At 60.7% G+C, this 19,618-nt stretch carries 15 protein-coding genes and 1 tRNA gene; 12 read left to right on the top strand and 4 right to left on the bottom strand.

The window, feature by feature from the left end:
* Positions 1-131: 131 nt before the first annotated feature.
* Positions 132-218: transfer RNA gene (locus SLW74_RS18235), tRNA-Leu, on the bottom strand.
* Between the two features lie 213 nt (positions 219-431).
* On the opposite strand from SLW74_RS18235, the gene rnr reads away from it, so the two are divergent.
* The 11 genes from rnr (at position 432) to SLW74_RS18180 (ending at position 17,234) form a co-directional block, all read left to right on the top strand.
* A complete protein-coding gene (gene rnr, locus SLW74_RS18230; RefSeq protein WP_410929704.1) occupies positions 432-3,050 on the top strand; it encodes a ribonuclease R in 2,619 nt (872 codons plus the stop codon).
* On the top strand, positions 3,047-3,796 hold the full coding sequence (gene rlmB / locus SLW74_RS18225; RefSeq protein WP_037015712.1) for a 23S rRNA (guanosine(2251)-2'-O)-methyltransferase RlmB: 750 nt from the start codon (positions 3,047-3,049) through the stop codon (positions 3,794-3,796). Before rnr ends, rlmB begins: the two co-directional genes overlap by 4 nt.
* A 256-nt stretch (positions 3,797-4,052) precedes the next feature.
* A complete protein-coding gene (gene rpsF, locus SLW74_RS18220) occupies positions 4,053-4,475 on the top strand; it encodes a 30S ribosomal protein S6 (RefSeq protein ID WP_065987796.1) in 423 nt (140 codons plus the stop codon).
* A 28-nt stretch (positions 4,476-4,503) separates the two neighbouring features.
* Positions 4,504-4,734, top strand: coding sequence for a 30S ribosomal protein S18 (rpsR, locus tag SLW74_RS18215; RefSeq protein WP_037015707.1), 231 nt, complete (start codon positions 4,504-4,506; stop codon positions 4,732-4,734).
* Positions 4,735-4,772: 38 nt separating this feature from the next.
* A complete protein-coding gene (locus tag SLW74_RS18210; protein ID WP_065987795.1) occupies positions 4,773-5,669 on the top strand; it encodes a hypothetical protein in 897 nt (298 codons plus the stop codon).
* A 19-nt stretch (positions 5,670-5,688) separates the two neighbouring features.
* Positions 5,689-6,135: a 50S ribosomal protein L9 gene (gene rplI, locus SLW74_RS18205; protein WP_065987794.1), complete on the top strand. Its 447-nt coding sequence runs from the start codon at positions 5,689-5,691 to the stop codon at positions 6,133-6,135.
* Positions 6,136-6,284: 149 nt separating this feature from the next.
* A complete protein-coding gene (gene dnaB / locus SLW74_RS18200; protein ID WP_065987793.1) occupies positions 6,285-7,682 on the top strand; it encodes a replicative DNA helicase in 1,398 nt (465 codons plus the stop codon).
* Positions 7,683-7,850: 168 nt separating this feature from the next.
* Positions 7,851-10,160 carry a YgiQ family radical SAM protein gene (locus SLW74_RS18195; protein WP_108119052.1) on the top strand — a complete coding sequence of 770 codons (2,310 nt, stop codon included), beginning with the start codon at positions 7,851-7,853 and terminating at the stop codon, positions 10,158-10,160.
* A 244-nt stretch (positions 10,161-10,404) separates the two neighbouring features.
* Positions 10,405-13,698: a DUF2126 domain-containing protein gene (locus SLW74_RS18190; RefSeq protein ID WP_410929703.1), complete on the top strand. Its 3,294-nt coding sequence runs from the start codon at positions 10,405-10,407 to the stop codon at positions 13,696-13,698.
* Between the two features lie 138 nt (positions 13,699-13,836).
* Positions 13,837-16,338 carry a circularly permuted type 2 ATP-grasp protein gene (locus SLW74_RS18185; protein WP_410929702.1) on the top strand — a complete coding sequence of 834 codons (2,502 nt, stop codon included), beginning with the start codon at positions 13,837-13,839 and terminating at the stop codon, positions 16,336-16,338.
* Positions 16,338-17,234, top strand: coding sequence for a transglutaminase family protein (locus SLW74_RS18180; RefSeq protein ID WP_410929701.1), 897 nt, complete (start codon positions 16,338-16,340; stop codon positions 17,232-17,234). The genes SLW74_RS18185 and SLW74_RS18180 overlap by 1 nt, the downstream gene beginning before the upstream one ends.
* A gap of 146 nt (positions 17,235-17,380) precedes the next feature.
* Here SLW74_RS18180 and SLW74_RS18175 read toward each other — a convergent pair whose 3' ends face one another.
* Positions 17,381-17,611 carry a hypothetical protein gene (locus tag SLW74_RS18175; protein ID WP_410929700.1) on the bottom strand — a complete coding sequence of 77 codons (231 nt, stop codon included), beginning with the start codon at positions 17,609-17,611 and terminating at the stop codon, positions 17,381-17,383.
* Positions 17,612-17,721: 110 nt separating this feature from the next.
* The gene (locus SLW74_RS18170) at positions 17,722-17,850 is read right to left on the bottom strand and encodes a hypothetical protein (RefSeq protein WP_274605159.1); all 129 of its coding nucleotides are present in this window, start codon (positions 17,848-17,850) and stop codon (positions 17,722-17,724) included.
* Positions 17,851-18,035: 185 nt separating this feature from the next.
* Here SLW74_RS18170 and azu point away from each other — a divergent pair, with 185 nt between their 5' ends.
* A complete protein-coding gene (gene azu, locus SLW74_RS18165) occupies positions 18,036-18,482 on the top strand; it encodes an azurin (RefSeq protein ID WP_296313335.1) in 447 nt (148 codons plus the stop codon).
* A 3-nt stretch (positions 18,483-18,485) separates the two neighbouring features.
* On the opposite strand, the gene SLW74_RS18160 is transcribed toward azu, so the two are convergent.
* Positions 18,486-19,511, bottom strand: coding sequence for a DUF1338 domain-containing protein (locus SLW74_RS18160; RefSeq protein ID WP_410929699.1), 1,026 nt, complete (start codon positions 19,509-19,511; stop codon positions 18,486-18,488).
* Positions 19,512-19,618 lie beyond the last annotated feature (107 nt).

Here is a 19,618-nt window from a genome sequence, read left to right as displayed (position 1 = left end):
ACGGCAGGATGATTCATTTGCAGCGAGGACGGGGCAGGGTGAAGTGATCTACGCTAACGGCTGTTTTGCCACACTTGACTTTTCAAACCGCAAAATGCACAAAACCGAGCCTAAGCTCGGTTTCGTTGAATTGGTGCCCAGAAGAAGACTCGAACTTCCACGACCTTGCGGTCACCAGCACCTGAAGCTGGCGTGTCTACCAATTTCACCATCTGGGCAGTTCGTTGATTTCATTCGATATTTCGTTTGATTTCAACTACAACTTGGCAGTGCCGTCGTTGTGGGGCGCATCTTACGGAGGAGATTGAAGGCTGTAAAGCCCCCGTGCAAAAATAATTTGAAATAGCGAAAAGTCCCAGCAAACGCTGTCTTCGCGTTTCAATCTGGTATATGCCAAACTAATTACATACAGATAAGGTGAATTCATTCTAATGGCCGATTGGCAGTCCCTCGATCCCGAGGCCGCTCGTGAAGCGGAAAAATACGAAAACCCCATCCCTAGCCGTGAGCTGATTCTGGCTCACCTCTCCGAGCGCGGATCGCCCGCAGCCCGCGAGCAGTTGGTGGAAGAATTTGGCCTGACGACTGAAGATCAGATCGAGGCCCTGCGACGTCGGCTCCGTGCCATGGAGCGCGACGCGCAACTGATTTACACCCGGCGCGGCACGTACGCGCCGGTCGACAAGCTGGACCTCATCCTGGGTCGCATCAGCGGTCACCGTGACGGCTTCGGCTTCCTGGTCCCGGATGACGGCTCTGACGACCTGTTCATGAGCCCTGCGCAAATGCGCCTGGTGTTCGATGGTGACCGTGCATTGGCGCGTGTCTCGGGCCTGGACCGTCGCGGTCGCCGCGAAGGCGTCATCGTCGAGGTCATCTCCCGCGCCCATGAAACCGTAGTGGGCCGCTACTTCGAAGAAAGCGGCATCGGTTTCGTCCAGCCGGACAACCCAAAAATCCAGCAAGAAGTGCTGATTACCCCGGGCCGTAACAACGGCGCCAAGGTCGGTCAGTTCGTCGAGGTGAAAATCACCCACTGGCCAACCCCGCGTTTTCAGCCGCAAGGCGACGTGGTTGAGGTTGTGGGTAATTACATGGCGCCAGGCATGGAGATCGATGTCGCGCTGCGTACCTACGACATTCCTCATGTCTGGCCCGAGGCTGTGCTGAAAGAAGCCGCCAAATTGAAGCCGGAAGTGGAGGAGAAGGACAAGGAAAACCGCGTCGATCTGCGTCATCTTCCATTCGTCACCATCGACGGTGAAGACGCCCGCGACTTCGACGATGCCGTTTTCTGCGAAGCCAAGCCCGGCAAGCTGCGCTTGTTCTCCGGCGGCTGGAAGCTTTACGTGGCCATCGCCGACGTATCAAGCTACGTGAAGCTCGGCTCGGCGCTCGACGCGGAGTCTCAGGTGCGCGGCAACTCGGTGTATTTCCCCGAGCGCGTGATCCCGATGCTGCCTGAGCAGCTGTCCAATGGGCTGTGCTCGCTGAATCCGCTGGTTGATCGTCTGGCAATGGTTTGCGAGATGACCATCTCCAAAACCGGCGAAATGACTGACTACGTGTTCTACGAAGCCGTGATCCACTCCCATGCACGCCTGACCTACAACAAGGTCAGCTCGATGCTGGAACACCCGAAAGCCGCCGAAGCCAAGCAGCTGCGTGAGCAGTATGGCGACGTCGTACCGCATCTGAAGCAGCTTTATGCGTTGTACAAAGTGCTTCTGGGCGCCCGGCATGTTCGCGGTGCCATCGATTTTGAAACCCAGGAAACCCGGATTATTTTCGGTTCCGAGCGCAAAATCGCCGAGATCCGTCCGACCACTCGCAACGATGCGCACAAGCTGATTGAAGAGTGCATGCTCGCGGCGAACGTGGCGACTGCAGCGTTTCTCAAGAAGCACGAAATTCCCGCACTGTACCGCGTACACGACGGCCCGCCGCCTGAGCGCCTGGAAAAGCTGCGTGCCTTCCTTGGCGAGTTGGGTCTTTCCCTGCACAAGGGCAAAGACGGCCCGACGCCGAAGGATTACCAGGCGCTGCTCGAAACCATCAAGGACCGTCCGGATTACCACCTGATCCAGACTGTCATGCTGCGTTCGTTGAGCCAGGCGGTATACAGCTCCGATAACCATGGCCACTTCGGCTTGAATTACGAGGCGTACACTCACTTCACCTCGCCGATTCGTCGCTACCCGGACTTGCTGACTCACCGCGCGATCCGCAGTGTGATCCGCTCCAAGCAGGAAACCCCGCACGTTCGCCGTGCCGGTGCTCCCGCCATTCCGAAGGCCCGTATTTACCCGTACGACGAAGCGATGCTCGAGCAGTTGGGCGAGCAGTGCTCGATGAGCGAGCGCCGTGCCGATGAGGCGACACGCGACGTCACGAACTGGCTGAAATGCGAGTTCATGAAAGACCGCGTTGGCGAGTCGTTCCCGGGTGTGATCACGGCTGTTACCGGCTTTGGTCTGTTCGTCGAGCTGACCGATATCTACGTCGAAGGCCTGGTTCACGTCACCGCATTGCCGGGTGACTACTACCACTTCGATCCGGTCCATCATCGCCTGGCCGGCGAGCGCACAGGCCGTAGCTTCCGTCTGGGCGATACCGTTGAAGTGCGCGTGATGCGCGTTGATCTTGACGAGCGCAAGATCGACTTTGAAATGTCCGAAAAGACCACCAGCGCGCCGATCGGCCGCAAGCGTCGAACGTCCGAGCCTGTGGCGGCGGAGAAGGGCAAGGACTCCAAGGAGTCGTCGTCTGCTTCCAAGTCCGGTCGTCGCACCGCGAAAGAGCCTGTCGCCGAAGCCTACCGGCCGGGTGATGCGGCTGCCAAGAATGCGGAAGTACGCAAAAGCCGTGAGATGAAGAAAGCGCTGCTGACTGAAGCCAAGGGTGGTAGCAAGGCATCGTCGGGAAAGTCGACGAGTGACTCTGCTGGCGCTTCCGGTAAAACCAGCAAACATCGCAAGGGGTCGTCCAAATCGGCCTCGACCTCTGCTTCAGGCAGTGGCAGTGTGCGCAAACCTAAGGCGAAGTCATGAGTCAGCTGGAAAAAATCTACGGTGTTCATGCCGTAGAGGCGTTGTTGCGTCATCACCCGAAGCGGGTCAAGCAGATCTGGCTGGCTGAAGGGCGCAGCGATCCGCGGGTTCAGGTGCTTATCGAGCTCGCCGCGCAGAACCGCGTGTCGGTGGGGCAGGCCGAGCGCCGCGAGATGGATGCATGGGTCGAGGGTGTTCACCAGGGCGTAGTGGCGGATGTCAGTCCGAGCCAGGTCTGGGGCGAGGCGATGCTCGACGAGCTCCTCGACCGCACTGAAGGTCCGCCACTGATCCTGGTGCTTGATGGCGTTACTGACCCCCATAACCTCGGCGCCTGCCTGCGAACTGCCGACGCAGCCGGTGCTCTGGCGGTGATCGTGCCCAAGGATAAGTCTGCGACATTGACGCCGACCGTTCGAAAAGTGGCATGCGGTGCGGCGGAGGTGATCCCTCTGGTGGCCGTGACCAACTTGGCACGCACGCTGGAAAAACTCCAGCAACGTGGTCTGTGGGTCGTCGGCACTGCGGGCGAGGCCGAGCAGGAGTTGTATCAGCAGGACCTGACCGGCCCGACCATCCTGATCATGGGTGCCGAAGGCAAAGGCATGCGCCGCCTGACCCGCGAGCATTGCGACTATCTGGTGCGCCTGCCGATGGCTGGGAGCGTGAGCAGTCTAAACGTCTCGGTTGCCACAGGCGTCTGCCTGTTCGAAGCCCTGCGTCAGCGCGCTGCTGCCAAGAAGTAGTCAGCCAAGAGTGGCAAGCTCCAGGCCTCAAGCTGCAAGCCGGTTACGCTTCAGCTTGTAGCTTGTAGCTTGTAGCTCAGCGTCATTGTTCAAATATTCACCAATCTCCTTGCGCCCCTCTGACCCCTTCTCTACAATTGCGCCCCTTGCTGTCATGGCAGGCGCTCATGTGCCTGTCCCTGTGCAAGATAAACCAGTGTTATTCACTCCTTGTCTGACCGCTTTGGCGGCAGGCTACAACCCGTAAGGAGCATTCATGCGTCATTACGAAATCATCTTTCTGGTTCACCCGGACCAGAGCGAGCAAGTCGGCGGCATGGTAGAGCGTTACACCAAGCTGATCGAAGAAGACGGCGGCAAGATCCACCGTCTGGAAGATTGGGGCCGTCGTCAACTGGCCTATGCAATCAACAATGTTCACAAGGCTCACTACGTGATGCTGAACGTTGAGTGCACTGGCAAGGCTCTGGCCGAGCTGGAAGACAACTTCCGTTACAACGATGCCGTGATCCGTAACCTTGTCATCCGTCGCGACGAAGCTGTTACTGGCCAGTCCGAAATGCTCAAGGCTGAAGAAAACCGCAGTGAGCGCCGTGAGCGTCGCGACCGTCCTGAGCACTCCGACGCCGATGGCGCCGATGGTGATGACAGCGACAACAGCGATAACGCTGACGAGTAATCCACGGACCTTTTGAGGAGCCCATTACATGGCACGTTTCTTCCGTCGTCGTAAATTCTGCCGCTTCACAGCTGAAAATGTGAAGGAGATCGATTACAAAGATCTCAACACCCTGAAAGCCTACGTATCTGAAACCGGCAAGATCGTTCCTAGCCGCATTACTGGTACCAAAGCTCGTTATCAGCGTCAGCTGGCTACCGCTATCAAGCGCGCCCGCTTCCTGGCCCTGTTGGCCTACACCGACAGCCACGGCCGCTGAGACCAGGTAGTCGACAAACGCAGTAAGGGATAGATCGCATGCGCGCCATGGCTGAATTCATCATGCGCGGCCGCATGCAGGCCACTCTCGTAGTGGTTGGATGTGCGGCATTGCCGCTGTTGTTCTGGTTGAGTGCTGCCGCAGGTTGCCTTGTGCTCCTGCGACGCGGGATGAGTGACGCCTTGGGCGTCCTTGCCTGGGCTCTGCTGCCGGCGTTGGTCTGGTGGTATTTCGGTGAACCTCGCACCCTGATGGTGTTGCTGGGTTCCTGGGGGCTGGCCGCCGTGTTGCGTGCCAGCGAGTCCTGGGTCCGCGTGCTGCTGGTCAGCGTGGCGGTTGGATTGTTGTATGCAGTGGTTCTGGGCGCGGTGTTTCGCGAGCCCATCGAAGCCATGGCGGGGGAGCTGCAAAAGCTCCTGCCCCACGTCTTCGGTGATGTCTACCAGCAGATGTCGGTAGAAGAGCGAGCGCGTCTGGGTGCACTGATTACACCGGTCCTCAATGGCCTGATTGCAGCGTTGTTGCAGATCGTCAGCGTGGTATGCCTGCTCCTTGGGCGGTACTGGCAGGCGTTGTTGTATAACCCGGGCGGTTTCGGACGCGAGTTTCGCAGCCTGAAACTCCCGCGGGCACCGATGCTGGTGCTGCTGGTGTGCATGTTGGTGGGGCCGAACTTCGGTCCTCAACTGGCGATGCTGACACCGTTGTGCAGCGTGCCGCTCATGTTCGCGGGCCTGGCCCTGATTCACGGTCTGGTCGCTGCAAAGCGCCTGACACGGTTCTGGCTGGTGGGGTTGTACGTCACGCTGTTGCTGTTCATGCAGCTGATCTATCCGTTGCTGGTGGTGTTTGCCATTGTCGACAGCCTGATTGATTTTCGCGGCCGTCTGGCGTCGAAAGATGCCGATAACGGTTCTGCGAACGGTGAAGGTTAAAGTTAAGAGGTTTTACCAAATGGAACTCATCCTGCTGGAAAAAGTCGCCAACCTGGGCAACCTGGGCGATAAAGTAAACGTTAAGGCTGGCTACGGTCGTAACTTCCTGCTGCCTTTCGGCAAAGCAACCGCTGCAACCGCTGCCAACGTGGCCGCGTTTGAAGAGCGTCGTGCAGAGCTGGAAAAAGCTGCCGCCGAGAAGAAAGCTTCTGCTGAAACTCGTGCTGCTCAACTGGCTGAGCTGGAAGTGACTATCACTGCCACCGCTGGTGACGAAGGCAAGCTGTTCGGTTCGATCGGTACTCACGACATCGCTGACGCACTGACCGCCTCTGGCGTTGAAGTGGCCAAAGCTGAAGTTCGTCTGCCGAACGGCACCATCCGTAACGTTGGCGAATACGACGTAGCCGTGCACCTGCACAGCGATGTTGAAGCTACCGTTCGCGTTGTTGTTGTAGCTGCTTAAGCAGTATGGTTTCTGCGCTTCGGTGCAGAGGTCTGACCGACTGATGACTCGCTCCTCGGTCGGTTAGCATTGGGCACGTTCCTGTTCGCAGGTCGTGCCCTTTGTCATTTCTGAGTATCCTGATTCAACCCCCTGATTTCCGTGTGGCCATGAACGACATCTCCGCTCCCGAGCAATATGACCTGCAAACCGCTGCCCTGAAGGTGCCGCCGCATTCCATCGAGGCCGAACAGGCCGTGCTCGGTGGTTTGATGCTGGACAACAACGCCTGGGAGCGCGTGCTTGATCAGGTGTCGGATGGCGACTTCTATCGTCATGACCACCGTCTGATATTCCGCGCCATTGCCAAGCTGGCGGATCAAAACCAGCCGATTGACGTCGTGACCCTCGCCGAGCAGCTCGACAAGGAAGGCCAGACTTCGCAAGTCGGTGGCCTCGGTTACCTGTCCGAGCTGGCGAAGAACATCCCATCGGTTGCGAACATCAAGGCGTATGCCCAGATCGTTCGTCAGCGCGCAACGCTGCGTCAGTTGATCGGCATCAGTACCGAGATCGCTGACAGTGCGTTCAACCCGGAGGGGCGTACCGCCGAAGAGATTCTCGACGAGGCCGAACGGCAGATATTCCAGATTGCCGAAGCGCGGCCCAAGACAGGCGGCCCGGTCAGCGTCAACGACCTGCTGACCCGGGCGATTGACCGTATCGATACGCTGTTCAACATCGGCGACGGCATCACCGGTCTTTCGACGGGCTACGCCGACCTGGATGAAAAGACCAGCGGTCTGCAGCAGTCTGACCTGATCATCGTCGCGGGTCGTCCGTCGATGGGTAAGACCACCTTCGCGATGAACCTGGTGGAAAACGCGGTGCTGCGCAGTGACAAGGTGGTGCTGGTCTACTCGCTGGAGATGCCAGGCGAATCGCTGATCATGCGTATGCTTTCGTCGCTCGGTCGTATCGATCAGACCAAGGTCCGTTCCGGTCAGCTCGATGACGATGACTGGCCGCGCCTGACATCGGCGGTCAACCTGCTCAACGATCGCAAGTTGTTCATCGATGACACGGCCGGCATCAGCCCCTCCGAGATGCGAGCGCGCACGCGGCGGCTGGTCCGCGAACATGGCGATATCGGCCTGATCATGATCGACTACCTGCAACTGATGCAGATCCCTGGCTCAAGCGGCGATAACCGGACGAACGAGATTTCCGAGATCTCCCGTTCGTTGAAAGCGCTCGCCAAGGAATTCAATTGCCCGGTGGTCGCGCTGTCCCAGCTCAACCGCTCCCTCGAACAGCGTCCCAACAAGCGCCCGGTGAACTCCGACTTGCGGGAATCCGGAGCGATCGAGCAGGACGCCGACGTCATCATGTTCGTCTACCGGGATGAGGTGTATCACCCCGAGACCGAACATAAAGGCATCGCTGAAATCATCATCGGCAAGCAGCGGAACGGCCCGATCGGGTTTATCCGGCTGGCGTTCATCGGCAAGTACACCCGCTTCGAGAACCTCGCGCCGGGCAGTTACAACTTTGATGATGATGAATAAGTAGGCCTCTGGATCGCGACTTTGATGCCGGAAGGGTGCCAGAGTCGCGAGTCAAGCCGATCACTTATCCGACTACTGTCGTCGGATTTGATCAAAATTTGTGCTATTCTCCGCGCCCGCGAATTTCCAAGCGAAAATCGCCCCCAGACACGAACACTGGTCATCGATATGCAAGCAGCCAAGCCGTTATTTGACTATCCGAAGTACTGGGCCGAATGTTTCGGACCAGCGCCTTTCCTGCCCATGAGCCGGGAAGAAATGGATCAGCTTGGCTGGGATTCCTGCGACATCATCATTGTCACGGGTGATGCCTACGTCGATCACCCCTCGTTTGGCATGGCAATCATTGGCCGGCTGCTGGAGTCCCAGGGCTTCCGCGTCGGGATCATTGCCCAGCCTGACTGGAAGTCAAAAGACGACTTCATGAAGCTCGGCGAGCCGAACCTGTTCTTCGGCGTCGCGGCCGGCAACATGGACTCGATGATCAACCGTTACACCGCCGACAAAAAGATTCGCTCCGACGATGCTTACACGCCGGGCGGCATGGCGGGCAAGCGTCCGGACCGTGCGAGTCTGGTCTACAGCCAGCGCTGCAAGGAAGCCTACAAGAACGTGCCGATCGTTCTGGGTGGCATCGAAGCATCGCTGCGCCGCATCGCTCACTACGACTACTGGCAGGACAAGGTTCGCAATTCGATCCTGATCGACGCCTGCGCCGATATCCTGCTGTATGGCAACGCCGAGCGGGCCATCGTCGAAGTGGCGACCCGCCTGTCTTATGGCGAGACGATCGAAAGCATCACCGACGTCCGCGGCACGGCATTCATTCGCCGTGATACGCCGGAAGGCTGGTATGAAGTCGATTCCACCCGTATCGACCGTCCAGGCAAGATCGACAAGATCATCAACCCGTACGTGAACACTCAGGACACCCAGGCCTGTGCCATCGAGCAGGAAAAGGGTGACGTTGAGGATCCGAACGAAGCGAAGGTCGTGCAGATTCTGGCGAGCCCGCGCATGACTCGCGACAAGACGGTCATCCGTCTGCCGTCGATGGAAAAAGTGCGCGGCGACGCGGTGCTCTATGCCCACGCCAACCGCGTCCTGCACCTGGAAACCAACCCGGGCAACGCCCGCGCACTGGTCCAGAAGCACGGCGAGGTGGACGTCTGGTTCAATCCTCCGCCCATTCCGATGACCACTGAAGAAATGGACTACGTGTTCGGCATGCCCTACGCGCGCATTCCGCATCCGGTGTACGGCAAGGAGAAGATCCCGGCCTACGACATGATCCGTTTTTCGGTGAACATCATGCGCGGCTGCTTCGGCGGCTGTACGTTCTGCTCGATTACCGAGCACGAAGGCCGGATCATCCAGAACCGTTCCCACGACTCGATCATTCGCGAAATCGAAGAGATCCGTGACAAGGTCCCTGGTTTCACCGGCGTGATTTCCGATCTCGGCGGGCCGACGGCGAACATGTATCGCATCGCCTGCAAGAGCCCGGAAATCGAATCGGCGTGCCGTAAGCCGTCCTGCGTGTTCCCGGGAATCTGCCCGAACCTGAACACCGATCACTCGGCATTGATTCAGCTGTACCGCAGCGCCCGTGAACTGCCCGGCGTGAAGAAGATTCTGATCGCGTCCGGTCTGCGGTACGACCTGGCCGTTGAATCGCCCGAGTACGTCAAGGAACTGGTGACGCACCACGTCGGCGGTTACCTGAAGATTGCGCCTGAGCATACCGAAGAAGGCCCGCTCAACCAGATGATGAAGCCGGGCATTGGCAGCTATGACAAGTTCAAGCGCATGTTCGAGAAGTACTCCAAGGAGGCGGGTAAAGAGCAGTACCTGATTCCTTACTTCATCGCGGCCCACCCGGGCACGACCGACGAAGACATGATGAACCTGGCGCTGTGGCTCAAGGGCAACGGCTTCCGTGCGGATCAGGTGCAGGCGTTCTATCCGTCGCCGATGGCCAGTGCGACGGCCATGTACCACTCCGGCAAGAACCCGTTGCGCAAGGTCACGTACAAGAGCGACTCGGTCACCATCGTCAAGAGCGAGGAGCAGCGCCGTCTGCACAAGGCGTTCCTGCGCTACCACGATCCGAAGGGCTGGCCGATGCTGCGTGAAGCGCTGGAGCGGATGGGCCGTGCCGATCTGATCGGGCCGGGCAAGCACCAGTTGATTCCACTGCATCAGGTTGAAACCGATAGCTATCAGAGCGCGCGCCGCAAGAACTCGACGCCGGCCGGTAGCCACAAGGTCGCCAAGACCACCAAGATCCTGACGCAGCACACCGGCTTGCCTCAGCGTGCAAGCGACGGGAGCAAGCCTTGGGACAAGCGCGAAGAGGCCAAGGCTGCTGCGGCAGCTCGTAACCGGGACGCCGCCAAGGAACGCGCTGATGCCGCCAAGGGTGGCAAAGGCGGCAAAAGCAAGAAGCCTTCGCGTCAGCCGGTCTTTCCACGCTAAGGTCCCGCGCCGCGCGATACCGAACAACAAAACGCCAGCTTTCGAGCTGGCGTTTTGCATTCCGGTGCAAATAACCCCACCCGCCTCATTTCCGTGCGACCCTTGCACCATTCGTTGAGGGTGGCGCGATTTTGGTGCTGTGCCTGGCTGAACAGGCAACCTCCGCGCCGGAGGCGCCTGATTTGCCGCGGTGGCATAAGTCTTGCGCGGCTCCGCTACCGTCCAGGCTCGCAGGAGGCACGCCGTGTCGATTCACATTGCCTTGCACCACGTCACGCATTACCGCTACGAACGCGCGGTAGAGCTGGGTCCGCAGATCGTCCGCTTGCGCCCGGCGGCCCACAGCCGCACGCGTGTGCTGTCGTATTCGCTGAACGTCCTCCCCGAAAACCACTTCATCAACTGGCAGCAGGACCCGCAGGGTAATTACCTGGCGCGGTTAGTGTTCCCGGAAAAGACCAGCGAGTTGCGCATCGAAGTGGACCTGGTCGCCGAAATGGCGGTGTTCAACCCCTTCGACTTCTTTCTTGAGCCCTACGCCGAGAAGATTCCCTTCACTTATGCCCGAGAAGAGCACCACGAGCTGCAGCCTTATCTGGAAAAGCTGCCGCTGACCCCGAGATTCCAGGCGTACCTGGACAGCATCGACCGCACGCCGATTCCGGCGATCGACTTTCTGGTGGGGCTCAACCAGCGTCTGGCCAACGACATCGGTTACCTGATCCGTATGGAACCGGGCATTCAGACGCCGGAATACACCCTCGAAAACGCGTCGGGGTCCTGCCGTGATTCGGCCTGGCTGCTGGTGCAGTTGCTGCGTCACCTGGGCCTCGCCGCGCGGTTCGTGTCCGGTTATCTGATTCAGCTCAAGGCCGATGTCAAAGCGCTGGACGGACCGTCTGGCACTGACGTTGATTTCACTGACCTGCACGCCTGGTGCGAGGTGTACCTGCCGGGCGCTGGCTGGGTGGGCCTTGACGCGACCTCCGGCTTGTTCGCAGGTGAGGGACACATTCCGCTGGCGTGCAGCCCCGAGCCGTCTTCGGCGGCGCCGATCAGTGGCATGGTCGAGCCTTGCAACACCGAGTTCACCCACGAGATGTCGGTGGAGCGTATCTGGGAGGCGCCGCGCGTCACCCAGCCCTACACCGAAGCGCAGTGGCAGGACATTCAAGCGCTGGGACGCCAGATCGACAGCGATCTGGTTGCCCACGACGTGCGCCTGACCATGGGCGGCGAGCCGACCTTTGTGTCCATCGACGACCGTGACGGCGAGGAATGGAACACCGCTGCGCTGGCGCCGAAGAAGCGCCTGCTCTCCGCCGAGCTGTACCAGCGCATGCGAGACCATTACGCGCCCCAGGGCATCGTTCATTTCGGTCAGGGCAAGTGGTACCCCGGTGAGCAACTGCCGCGCTGGTCGCTGAACTGCTTCTGGCGCAGGGACGGGCAACCGGTGTGGCGCAACAATGCGCTGATCGCTGATGAAACCCGGGACTATGGCGCCGACAGCGAGATGGCGGGCAGTTTCCTGCGCAGCGTTGCCGAGAGGCTGAAGCTGCCGACGCATTACGTTTTCCCGGCGTACGAAGACAATTTCTATTACCTGTGGCGCGAGGGCGCGCTGCCCAAAAACGTCAGCGCCGAAGCCTCACGTCTTGAGGACCCCCTTGAGCGCGCCCGTCTGCGCAAAGTGTTTTCCCAAGGCCTGGACACGATCATTGGCCACGTTCTGCCGTTGGCGCGAACCGCCGCCGACGATCAATGGCAGAGCGGTCGCTGGTACCTGCGCGACGAGCATTGCCGCCTGGTGCCGGGGGATTCCGCCCTTGGCTATCGCCTGCCGCTGGCCTCGCAGCCATGGGTCAAGGCGGCGGAATATCCCTACATCCACCCGACCGACCACAATCAGGCATTTGCCGAGCTGCCCGACCGCGACGAGGTTCAGTCGCGACTGGACGGCCTGGCAGAGCAGCGCGACCCGAGCATCGACCGCGAACCCGAGATCGACGAGTCGGCCGATTGGCTGACCCGCACCGCACTGAGCGCCGAAACGCGGGGCGGGCGGTTGTACCTGTTCATGCCGCCGCTGCAATCCCTTGAGGCCTATCTGGAATTGGTCGCCGCCATTGAAGCGACGGCCGAGGACATGCGCTGCCCGGTGTTGCTGGAAGGTTACGAGCCGCCGAGCGATCCGCGTCTGGCGAACTTCCGCATCACCCCGGATCCGGGCGTGATCGAGGTGAACGTGCAGCCGTCGTCCACCTGGGATGAGCTGGTCGAACGCACCGAGTTTCTCTACGAGCAGGCGCGTCTGACCCGGCTGACCACCGAGAAATTCATGATCGACGGGCGCCACACCGGCACCGGCGGCGGTAACCATTTTGTCCTCGGTGGCGCGACGCCCGGCGACTCGCCCTTCTTGCGTCGGCCGGATCTGCTGCGCAGCCTGTTGAGCTACTGGCATAACCACCCGTCGCTGTCCTACCTGTTCTCCGGATTGTTCATCGGCCCGACCTCCCAGGCACCGCGGGTCGACGAAGCGCGCAATGACTCGCTGTACGAGCTGGAAATCGCCTTTTCGCAAATGCCCGCGCCGGGCGAGGAATGCGCGCCGTGGCTGGTGGACCGGCTGCTGCGCAACCTGCTGATCGACGTGACCGGCAATACCCATCGCGCGGAATTCTGCATCGACAAGCTGTACTCGCCGGACGGTGCTACCGGGCGGCTGGGACTGCTGGAACTGCGGGCATTCGAGATGCCGCCGCACGCGCGCATGAGCCTGGCGCAACAGCTGTTGCTTCGGGCACTGGTCGCGCGTTTCTGGCGCGAGCCCTATGCACCGGCGAAACTGGCGCGCTGGGGGACCGAGCTGCATGACCGCTTCATGCTGCCGCACTTTATCGACCAGGATTTTGCCGACGTTATCGCCGAGCTCAACGACGCGGGTTATCCCGTGCGCGGCGAGTGGTTCGCGGCGCATCTAGAGTTTCGCTTTCCGAAGGTCGGCGACTACGCCGTCAGCGGCATCGAGCTGGAGCTGCGTCAGGCGCTGGAACCGTGGCACGTGCTGGGCGAGGAGGGGGCAGCCGGTGGAGCGGTTCGCTACGTGGACTCGTCTCTTGAGCGCTTGCAGCTGAAGGTCACGGGTCTGCCGCCGCAGCGTTACATGCTCACCTGCAACGGCGTGCCGGTGCCCCTGCAACCGACCGGGCGCGTCGGCGAGTTCGTCGCAGGCGTACGTTACCGCGCCTGGCAGCCGACCAATGCCTTGCAGCCGACAATCCCGGTGCATGCGCCGCTGGTCTTCGACATCCTCGACACCTGGATGCAGCGCTCGCTGGGGGGCTGCGAGTACCATGTCGCCCACCCTGGCGGGCGCAATTACGAGACCCTGCCGGTGAACGCCAATGAAGCGGAAAGCCGACGTCTGGCGCGGTTCTTCCGGATCGGCCACAGTCCCGGCAAACGTGAGGTTCCCGCGTTGACCCTCAACGATGAGCTGCCGATGACCCTGGACCTGCGCCTGCATCGGTAGCCGCGCCGGCGACCTGACGTGGGATCAGGTCGCCGTGCCGCACGTTTGAAACGTGGAAAGCGGCGCCTGCGTGTCATGTTGTCTGCGCTAGTCTAAGCGCTGTTGATTCGAGTCCTTTTGTTGTCTGCCGAGCCTTCCATGCCTGACCTGCTTGATCAATATCCGCTCACCCCGGGTACCTATCACGAGATGCTGGATGCCAGCGGCGCCGTTCGGCCGCACTGGCAGCGTCTGTACGAGCATCTCCAGCGCAGTACACCTGCGCAGCTCATCCAGCGTCAGGCGTTGCTCGCCCGGCAGATTCAGGAAAACGGCGTGACCTATAACGTCTATGCCGACCCCAAGGGTGCCGATCGGCCCTGGGAACTGGACATGCTGCCCCACGTGATTCCAATGGAAGAGTGGCAGCCGCTGGCGGCCGGCATCGCCCAGCGCGCGCGTCTGCTCAATGCCGTGCTGGCTGATCTCTACGGTCCGCAGGAACTGATCGCCGAAGGACTGCTGCCGTCGGAACTGGTGTTCGGCCACAATAATTTTCTCTGGCCATGCCAGGGCGTAACGCCCCCCGAAGGCACCTTCCTGCATGTGTACGCAGTAGACTTGGCGCGCACGCCCGACGGTCGCTGGTGGGTGACCGCCGACCGGACTCAGGCGCCGTCGGGTGCCGGTTATGCGCTGGAAAACCGCCTGATCGTGTCGCGAGCATTTCCCGAGTTGTACCGGGATCTGCAGGTCCAGCACCTCTCCAATTTCTTTCGGTCGCTGCAGGAAACACTCGCGCGCCAGGCACCGACCAGCCACGAAGCACCGCTGGTGGTGTTGCTGACGCCCGGGCGTTTCAACGAGAGCTATTTCGAGCACCTTTATCTGGCCGGTCAGCTGGGATATCCGCTGGTGGAAGGCAGCGACCTGACCGTACGCGACGCCACGGTGTACCTGAAAACCCTCAGCGGCCTGCGTCGTGTTCACGCGATCATGCGCCGTCTGGACGACGACTTCTGCGATCCGCTGGAACTGCGCACAGATTCAGCGCTAGGCGTGCCCGGCCTGCTGCAGGCGGTGCGTCAGGGGCGTGTGCTGGTTGCCAACGCCTTGGGCAGCGGCGTGCTGGAATCGCCGGGACTGTTGGGGTTTCTGCCAAAGATCAACGAACACCTGTTTGGCGAAGAGCTGTTGCTGCCGTCGATCGCCACGTGGTGGTGTGGCGAGCCGCCGGTGCTGGCCCAGGCGCTGGAGAAGATGCCGGAGCTGCTCATCAAGCCTGCATTCCCGTCCCAGAGTTTCGCCCCGGTGTTCGGCCGCGATCTCAGCGAGGAAGCGCGTCAGGCGCTGTCCGCGCGCATGCAGGCCAGGCCCTATGCCTACGTGGCTCAAGAACTGGCGCAGTTGTCCCACGCGCCGGTTTGGCAGGGCGAGGACAGCCAGCTGCAGCCCCGCGCCATCGGCATGCGCGTATACGCAGTGGCCACCGCCGATGGCTATCGCGTCCTGCCGGGCGGATTGACCCGCGTGGCCGCCGATGCCGACGCCGACGTGGTGTCGATGCAGCGCGGCGGCGCAAGCAAGGACACCTGGATTCTTGGCGAGCGTCCGCTCGGCAGCGAACCGTGGAAAAACCGTCACTCGCTGGGCGTGCACGACTTGGTACGTCGCGACCCGTATTTGCCGTCGCGGGTGGTGGAAAATCTGTTCTGGTTCGGCCGCTACTGTGAGCGCTGCGACAACAGCGCGCGCCTGCTGCGAATCATGCTCACGCGCTATGTCGACGGTGATGATCCGGTCGCCCTGCAAGCAGCGGTCGAGCTGGCCGAACGGTTGAACCTCCTGCCGCTTCAGGACGAAGAAGCACCGAGCGAGCTGCATGAGCGTCTGCTCGAAGCGCTGTTGGGTGATGACTGGCCGTTCAGCCTGCGCTCCAACTTGCAGCGCTTGCAGTGGGCGGCGTCCCAAGTACGCGGCAAGTTGTCCCGCGAGAACTGGCAGGCGCTGGTGGAGTTGCAGCGGGAAGCGATGAGCCTGGAGACCGAAACCCCTGATTTCGGCGAGCTGCTGGATTTCCTCAACCGGCTGGTGATGTCACTGGCGGCGTTGTCCGGTTTTGCCTTGGACGACATGACCCGCGACGAGGGCTGGCGCTTCCTGATGATCGGGCGGCGCATCGAGCGCTTGCAGTTTCTGTGCACGACGCTGGCGGCATTCCTGCGCAGCGACGCGGTATTTCATCAGGATGCGCTGGACGGGCTGCTTGAACTGGGTAACAGCGGGATCACTTACCGCTCGCGCTATCTGGCCCTGCCGCAGTTGATCCCGGTGCTCGATTTGCTGGTACTGGACGATCAGAACCCCCACGCGGTGTTGTTTCAGCTCAAGCTGGTGGCCCGTTCGGTGAAACGCATGAACGAGGATTTCGGCGTGCCCCAGGACAACAGTCTCGCGGTGCTGATTCAGCGGCTGTCGATGTTCGATCTGGGTTGCCTGGAAGAAGGGCTCTTCGGCGAGAGCAGTGTCAAAGCGGCGCTGGATGGGCTGGCGGATTTGCTGCAGACCATAGGCGACACCAGCGGCCATGTTTCTGACCGGCTTGCGCTGCGTCATTTCGCCCACGTCGACGATGTCAGTCAGCGCACGGTGTCGGTCTGATGAACAGTGTTCAGTATCAGATCCTCCACGACACGCACTACAAATACGACAGCCCGGTTTCCCTGGCCCAGCAACTTGCGCATCTGTGGCCGCGGCGCAGTCCCTGGCAGCGTTGTCTGGAGCAGCACCTGCTCATCAGCCCGATGCCAACCACGCGCCGCGATGAACTGGACGTCTTCGGCAATCCGCTGACGCGTCTGGCGTTCGAACGCCCCCACGATGAGCTGCAGGTCAACGCGCGCCTGCGCATTGAAGTGCTGGAACGTCCGCTGCTGGATTTCAATGCTTCCGCTTCGTGGGATGAGGCCCAGCACCGGCTGACCTACAGCGCGTCGAGAATGGCGCCGGATATCCTTGATGCCTGCCGCTATCGCTTCGAATCGCCCTACGTGCACCTGAAGCAGACGTTTGTCGAGTTCTCCGCCAGTTGCTTTCCCGCGGGGCGGCCGGTACTGCTGTGCGCGCAGGCGCTGATGGAGAAGATATTCGAAGAATTCACGTTTGACGGCGAGGCGACTCAGGTTGCGACGCCGCTGGTGGAGGTCCTGGAAACCCGCCGTGGCGTCTGTCAGGACTTCGCTCATTTGATGCTGGCGTGCGTCCGGTCGCGCGGGCTGGCGGCGCGTTATGTCAGCGGCTATCTGCTGACCCAGCCGCCGCCCGGTCAGCCACGGCTGATCGGTGCCGATGCGTCCCACGCGTGGGTGTCAGTGTTCTGTCCGGTGCTGGGGTGGGTGGATTTCGATCCGACCAACAACGTTCAGCCTGCGCTTGAGCACATCAGTCTGGCGTGGGGGAGGGATTTTTCGGACGTGTCGCCGTTGCGAGGGGTGATTCTGGGGGGCGGGAGCCATGACCCGGACGTGCGCGTCACGGTGATGCCGATTGCGGGGTAGGTGGGCGTTGCTGTCGACGGGGCTGTGAGCGTACTGGCGATCAGGGGGTGTCAGCCAATGGATGGATCATGGCGAAAATCCCATCGCGAGCAAGCTCACTCCTAGAGGTTTCGCGTTCATCCATCCCATTGCGCTGAATCAGACGATCACTCAGCGGGCTTTTCTTCGGCGGAGCCTTTTACGTCAGCGGAGCCTTCAGCATCGGTAGAGTGTTCGGCTTCGGAAGAGCCTTCGGCGTTTTCGCCGTCTACAACCGCAGCTTCTCCGGCCTCTGCTTCAGCCTTCTCAGCCTGCTTGCGCTGTGCTTTTTCCTCTTTCTTTTGCTCTTTTGCCAGATCACGTTGGCGTTTGGCGAAGGAATAGTTGGGTTTGGCCATGGGCAGTCCTCGAGGCAGACGATAAGTCAGCACATTCTGCCTGAGAATGGTGCAAAGCCGGCGTGGTATTTTTCTTCACCCAGTCATATATCCCGGTCGGTCGCCCGCCGTTACAGGTCGTAGCCTGCGGAAAACGCGCGTTGGTAGACGCCGTAATCCTGGCTGGCGCGGTCGTAACTACCCGATGCGCCACAGGCGTAAGCGGCGAGCAAGCTGCGGAAAATGCTGGAGAGTTGCATGGGATCGTCCTGAAGATAGGTGACAGCGCGATCTTATGCAGCCATCGTAGCGCTGACTGTTTGATTGTCTTGATGGCACTGATAGAGGCCGCCCAGAGGTGACCGGTCATAACGGTTGATAAATTGTTCTAATTCAGGTCAGTCTTTGTATGCAAAATCCAAGGCTGCCCACCAGGAGACGCACCATGATTCGCAAGCTTGTCGCTGCATCCATTCTGACTTTGGCCAGTGGGCACCTTCTGGCGGCGGAATGCTCGGTCGAAGTCGATTCCACCGACCAGATGACGTTCACCACCAAGGCCATCGAAATCGACAAGAGCTGCAAGCAGTTCACCGTCAACCTGAAACACTCCGGCAGCCTGCCGAAGGCCGTCATGGGTCACAATCTGGTCATCAGCAAATACGATGACATGTCGCAGATCGCCACAGACGGCATGAGCGTCGGCATCGACAAGGATTATCTGAAGGACGGTGACGCGCGCGTTATTGCCCACACCAAAGTGATCGGCGGAGGCGAGAAGGATTCGGTCACGTTCGACGTCTCCAAGCTGGACCCGGCCGAGAAATACGGCTTTTTCTGCTCGTTCCCCGGCCACATCGGCATGATGAAAGGCACCGTCAGCCTGAAGTGACCGCTAGGGCTGCTTCGAGTCGGTCATTTTGAAGATGCCCTGCGCGTTGCTGCTGTCGAAGTTGAGATCGATCTTGCCGTTGTCAGGGTCGATCTTGCGCTGAATGAACTCCACGAATGAGCCCGGCACCTTGTGCGCCACGACGACGCCCTCGGCATTCATCAGCCCTCGGCTCACCGTGCAGGCCTTGTACGCGGTCTGCATGACCCTTCCCGAACCTGACACCTCGATGCTGTCCTTCATCGGCCGTTCGCGCCGATTCTGTTCGGCCACCGTCGCTTCCAGATCCACCACCCGATCGGTCAGATGATTGAAGCTGTTGCCCTCGGTGGCGATCCACGCCATTTCCGCGCTTTCGCTCAGCAGTTGCCGATAGTCATCCTCCCGAACGACGCCGTGCTGGCGGCCAAACGCGCGATACAGGGCCGGCAGCAGGCGCGTGGCTTCGGCCAGGCTGCAATGCCGGGTGGTGCGCAGGCGATTCAGCATGCTCAAGTCTTCAGAACTCAACGGGTCGCGGCTCGAACCGACGACGCGGCTGACCGCCTCTTGAAACGACTGACTGAGTCGGCCGGGGTGCAGTTCGGAGACGAAGAACTGCGCGATGTCTTCTGGCAGGTCCATCTGGCGATAGCCCCAACCGGTCATGTTCAGTTTGGTCAGCGGATAGGTGCGCACATCGGTGAAACCCAGCGGCTCGAGCAGGCGCGAGAAGCCCTGACGACCGCGCGGCAATTCGCCGTTGTCCGCCCAATCGACGGTGCGGATGGCGCCATGATCAAACACCACCTTGCGGCCGCTCTCGGATTGCTCGTCCACATAACGAAGCCCGTCGGGCACGGCCTCTACCAACTTGTGGAACAGGCAGAGGTTCAACGCTTCGGCGAGCCAGACCCGATGGACCGCCTCCTCGGACCAGGAAAACCCGCCCAGCGCCTGCGGCACCTCGACGCGGTGTTCCAGCCATGCCGCAGCAGGCTGGCCGACGGTGGACGCAACGAGGGTGAAGAGGCCTTGGAAAGCAGTCATGGGTAGCGGCTCTGGGCGGGGAAGTCAGAGCGCTATGTAAGCCGTGATGGCGAGCGCCATCAAGCGAAAAGAAATAACGGGTTCATTCCGTTTTTGAATGCAGCGGT

The organism is Pseudomonas sp. W5-36 (assembly GCF_046540455.1).
Lineage (GTDB): Bacteria > Pseudomonadota > Gammaproteobacteria > Pseudomonadales > Pseudomonadaceae > Aquipseudomonas > Aquipseudomonas graminis_B.
This window is presented reverse-complemented; position numbering and strand designations above follow the sequence as displayed.

What these genes read in the sequence shown, in the direction of transcription:
- rnr (WP_410929704.1), top strand. Translation starts at nt 432, where the DNA reads ATGGCCGATTGGCAGTCCCTCGATCCCGAGGCCGCTCGTGAAGCGGAA.
- rlmB (WP_037015712.1), top strand. Translation starts at nt 3,047, where the DNA reads ATGAGTCAGCTGGAAAAAATCTACGGTGTTCATGCCGTAGAGGCGTTG.
- rpsF (WP_065987796.1), top strand. Translation starts at nt 4,053, where the DNA reads ATGCGTCATTACGAAATCATCTTTCTGGTTCACCCGGACCAGAGCGAG.
- rpsR (WP_037015707.1), top strand. Translation starts at nt 4,504, where the DNA reads ATGGCACGTTTCTTCCGTCGTCGTAAATTCTGCCGCTTCACAGCTGAA.
- SLW74_RS18210 (WP_065987795.1), top strand. Translation starts at nt 4,773, where the DNA reads ATGCGCGCCATGGCTGAATTCATCATGCGCGGCCGCATGCAGGCCACT.
- rplI (WP_065987794.1), top strand. Translation starts at nt 5,689, where the DNA reads ATGGAACTCATCCTGCTGGAAAAAGTCGCCAACCTGGGCAACCTGGGC.
- dnaB (WP_065987793.1), top strand. Translation starts at nt 6,285, where the DNA reads ATGAACGACATCTCCGCTCCCGAGCAATATGACCTGCAAACCGCTGCC.
- SLW74_RS18195 (WP_108119052.1), top strand. Translation starts at nt 7,851, where the DNA reads ATGCAAGCAGCCAAGCCGTTATTTGACTATCCGAAGTACTGGGCCGAA.
- SLW74_RS18185 (WP_410929702.1), top strand. Translation starts at nt 13,837, where the DNA reads ATGCCTGACCTGCTTGATCAATATCCGCTCACCCCGGGTACCTATCAC.
- SLW74_RS18180 (WP_410929701.1), top strand. Translation starts at nt 16,338, where the DNA reads ATGAACAGTGTTCAGTATCAGATCCTCCACGACACGCACTACAAATAC.
- SLW74_RS18175 (WP_410929700.1), bottom strand. Translation starts at nt 17,611, where the DNA reads ATGGCCAAACCCAACTATTCCTTCGCCAAACGCCAACGTGATCTGGCA.
- SLW74_RS18170 (WP_274605159.1), bottom strand. Translation starts at nt 17,850, where the DNA reads ATGCAACTCTCCAGCATTTTCCGCAGCTTGCTCGCCGCTTACGCCTGT.
- azu (WP_296313335.1), top strand. Translation starts at nt 18,036, where the DNA reads ATGATTCGCAAGCTTGTCGCTGCATCCATTCTGACTTTGGCCAGTGGG.
- SLW74_RS18160 (WP_410929699.1), bottom strand. Translation starts at nt 19,511, where the DNA reads ATGACTGCTTTCCAAGGCCTCTTCACCCTCGTTGCGTCCACCGTCGGC.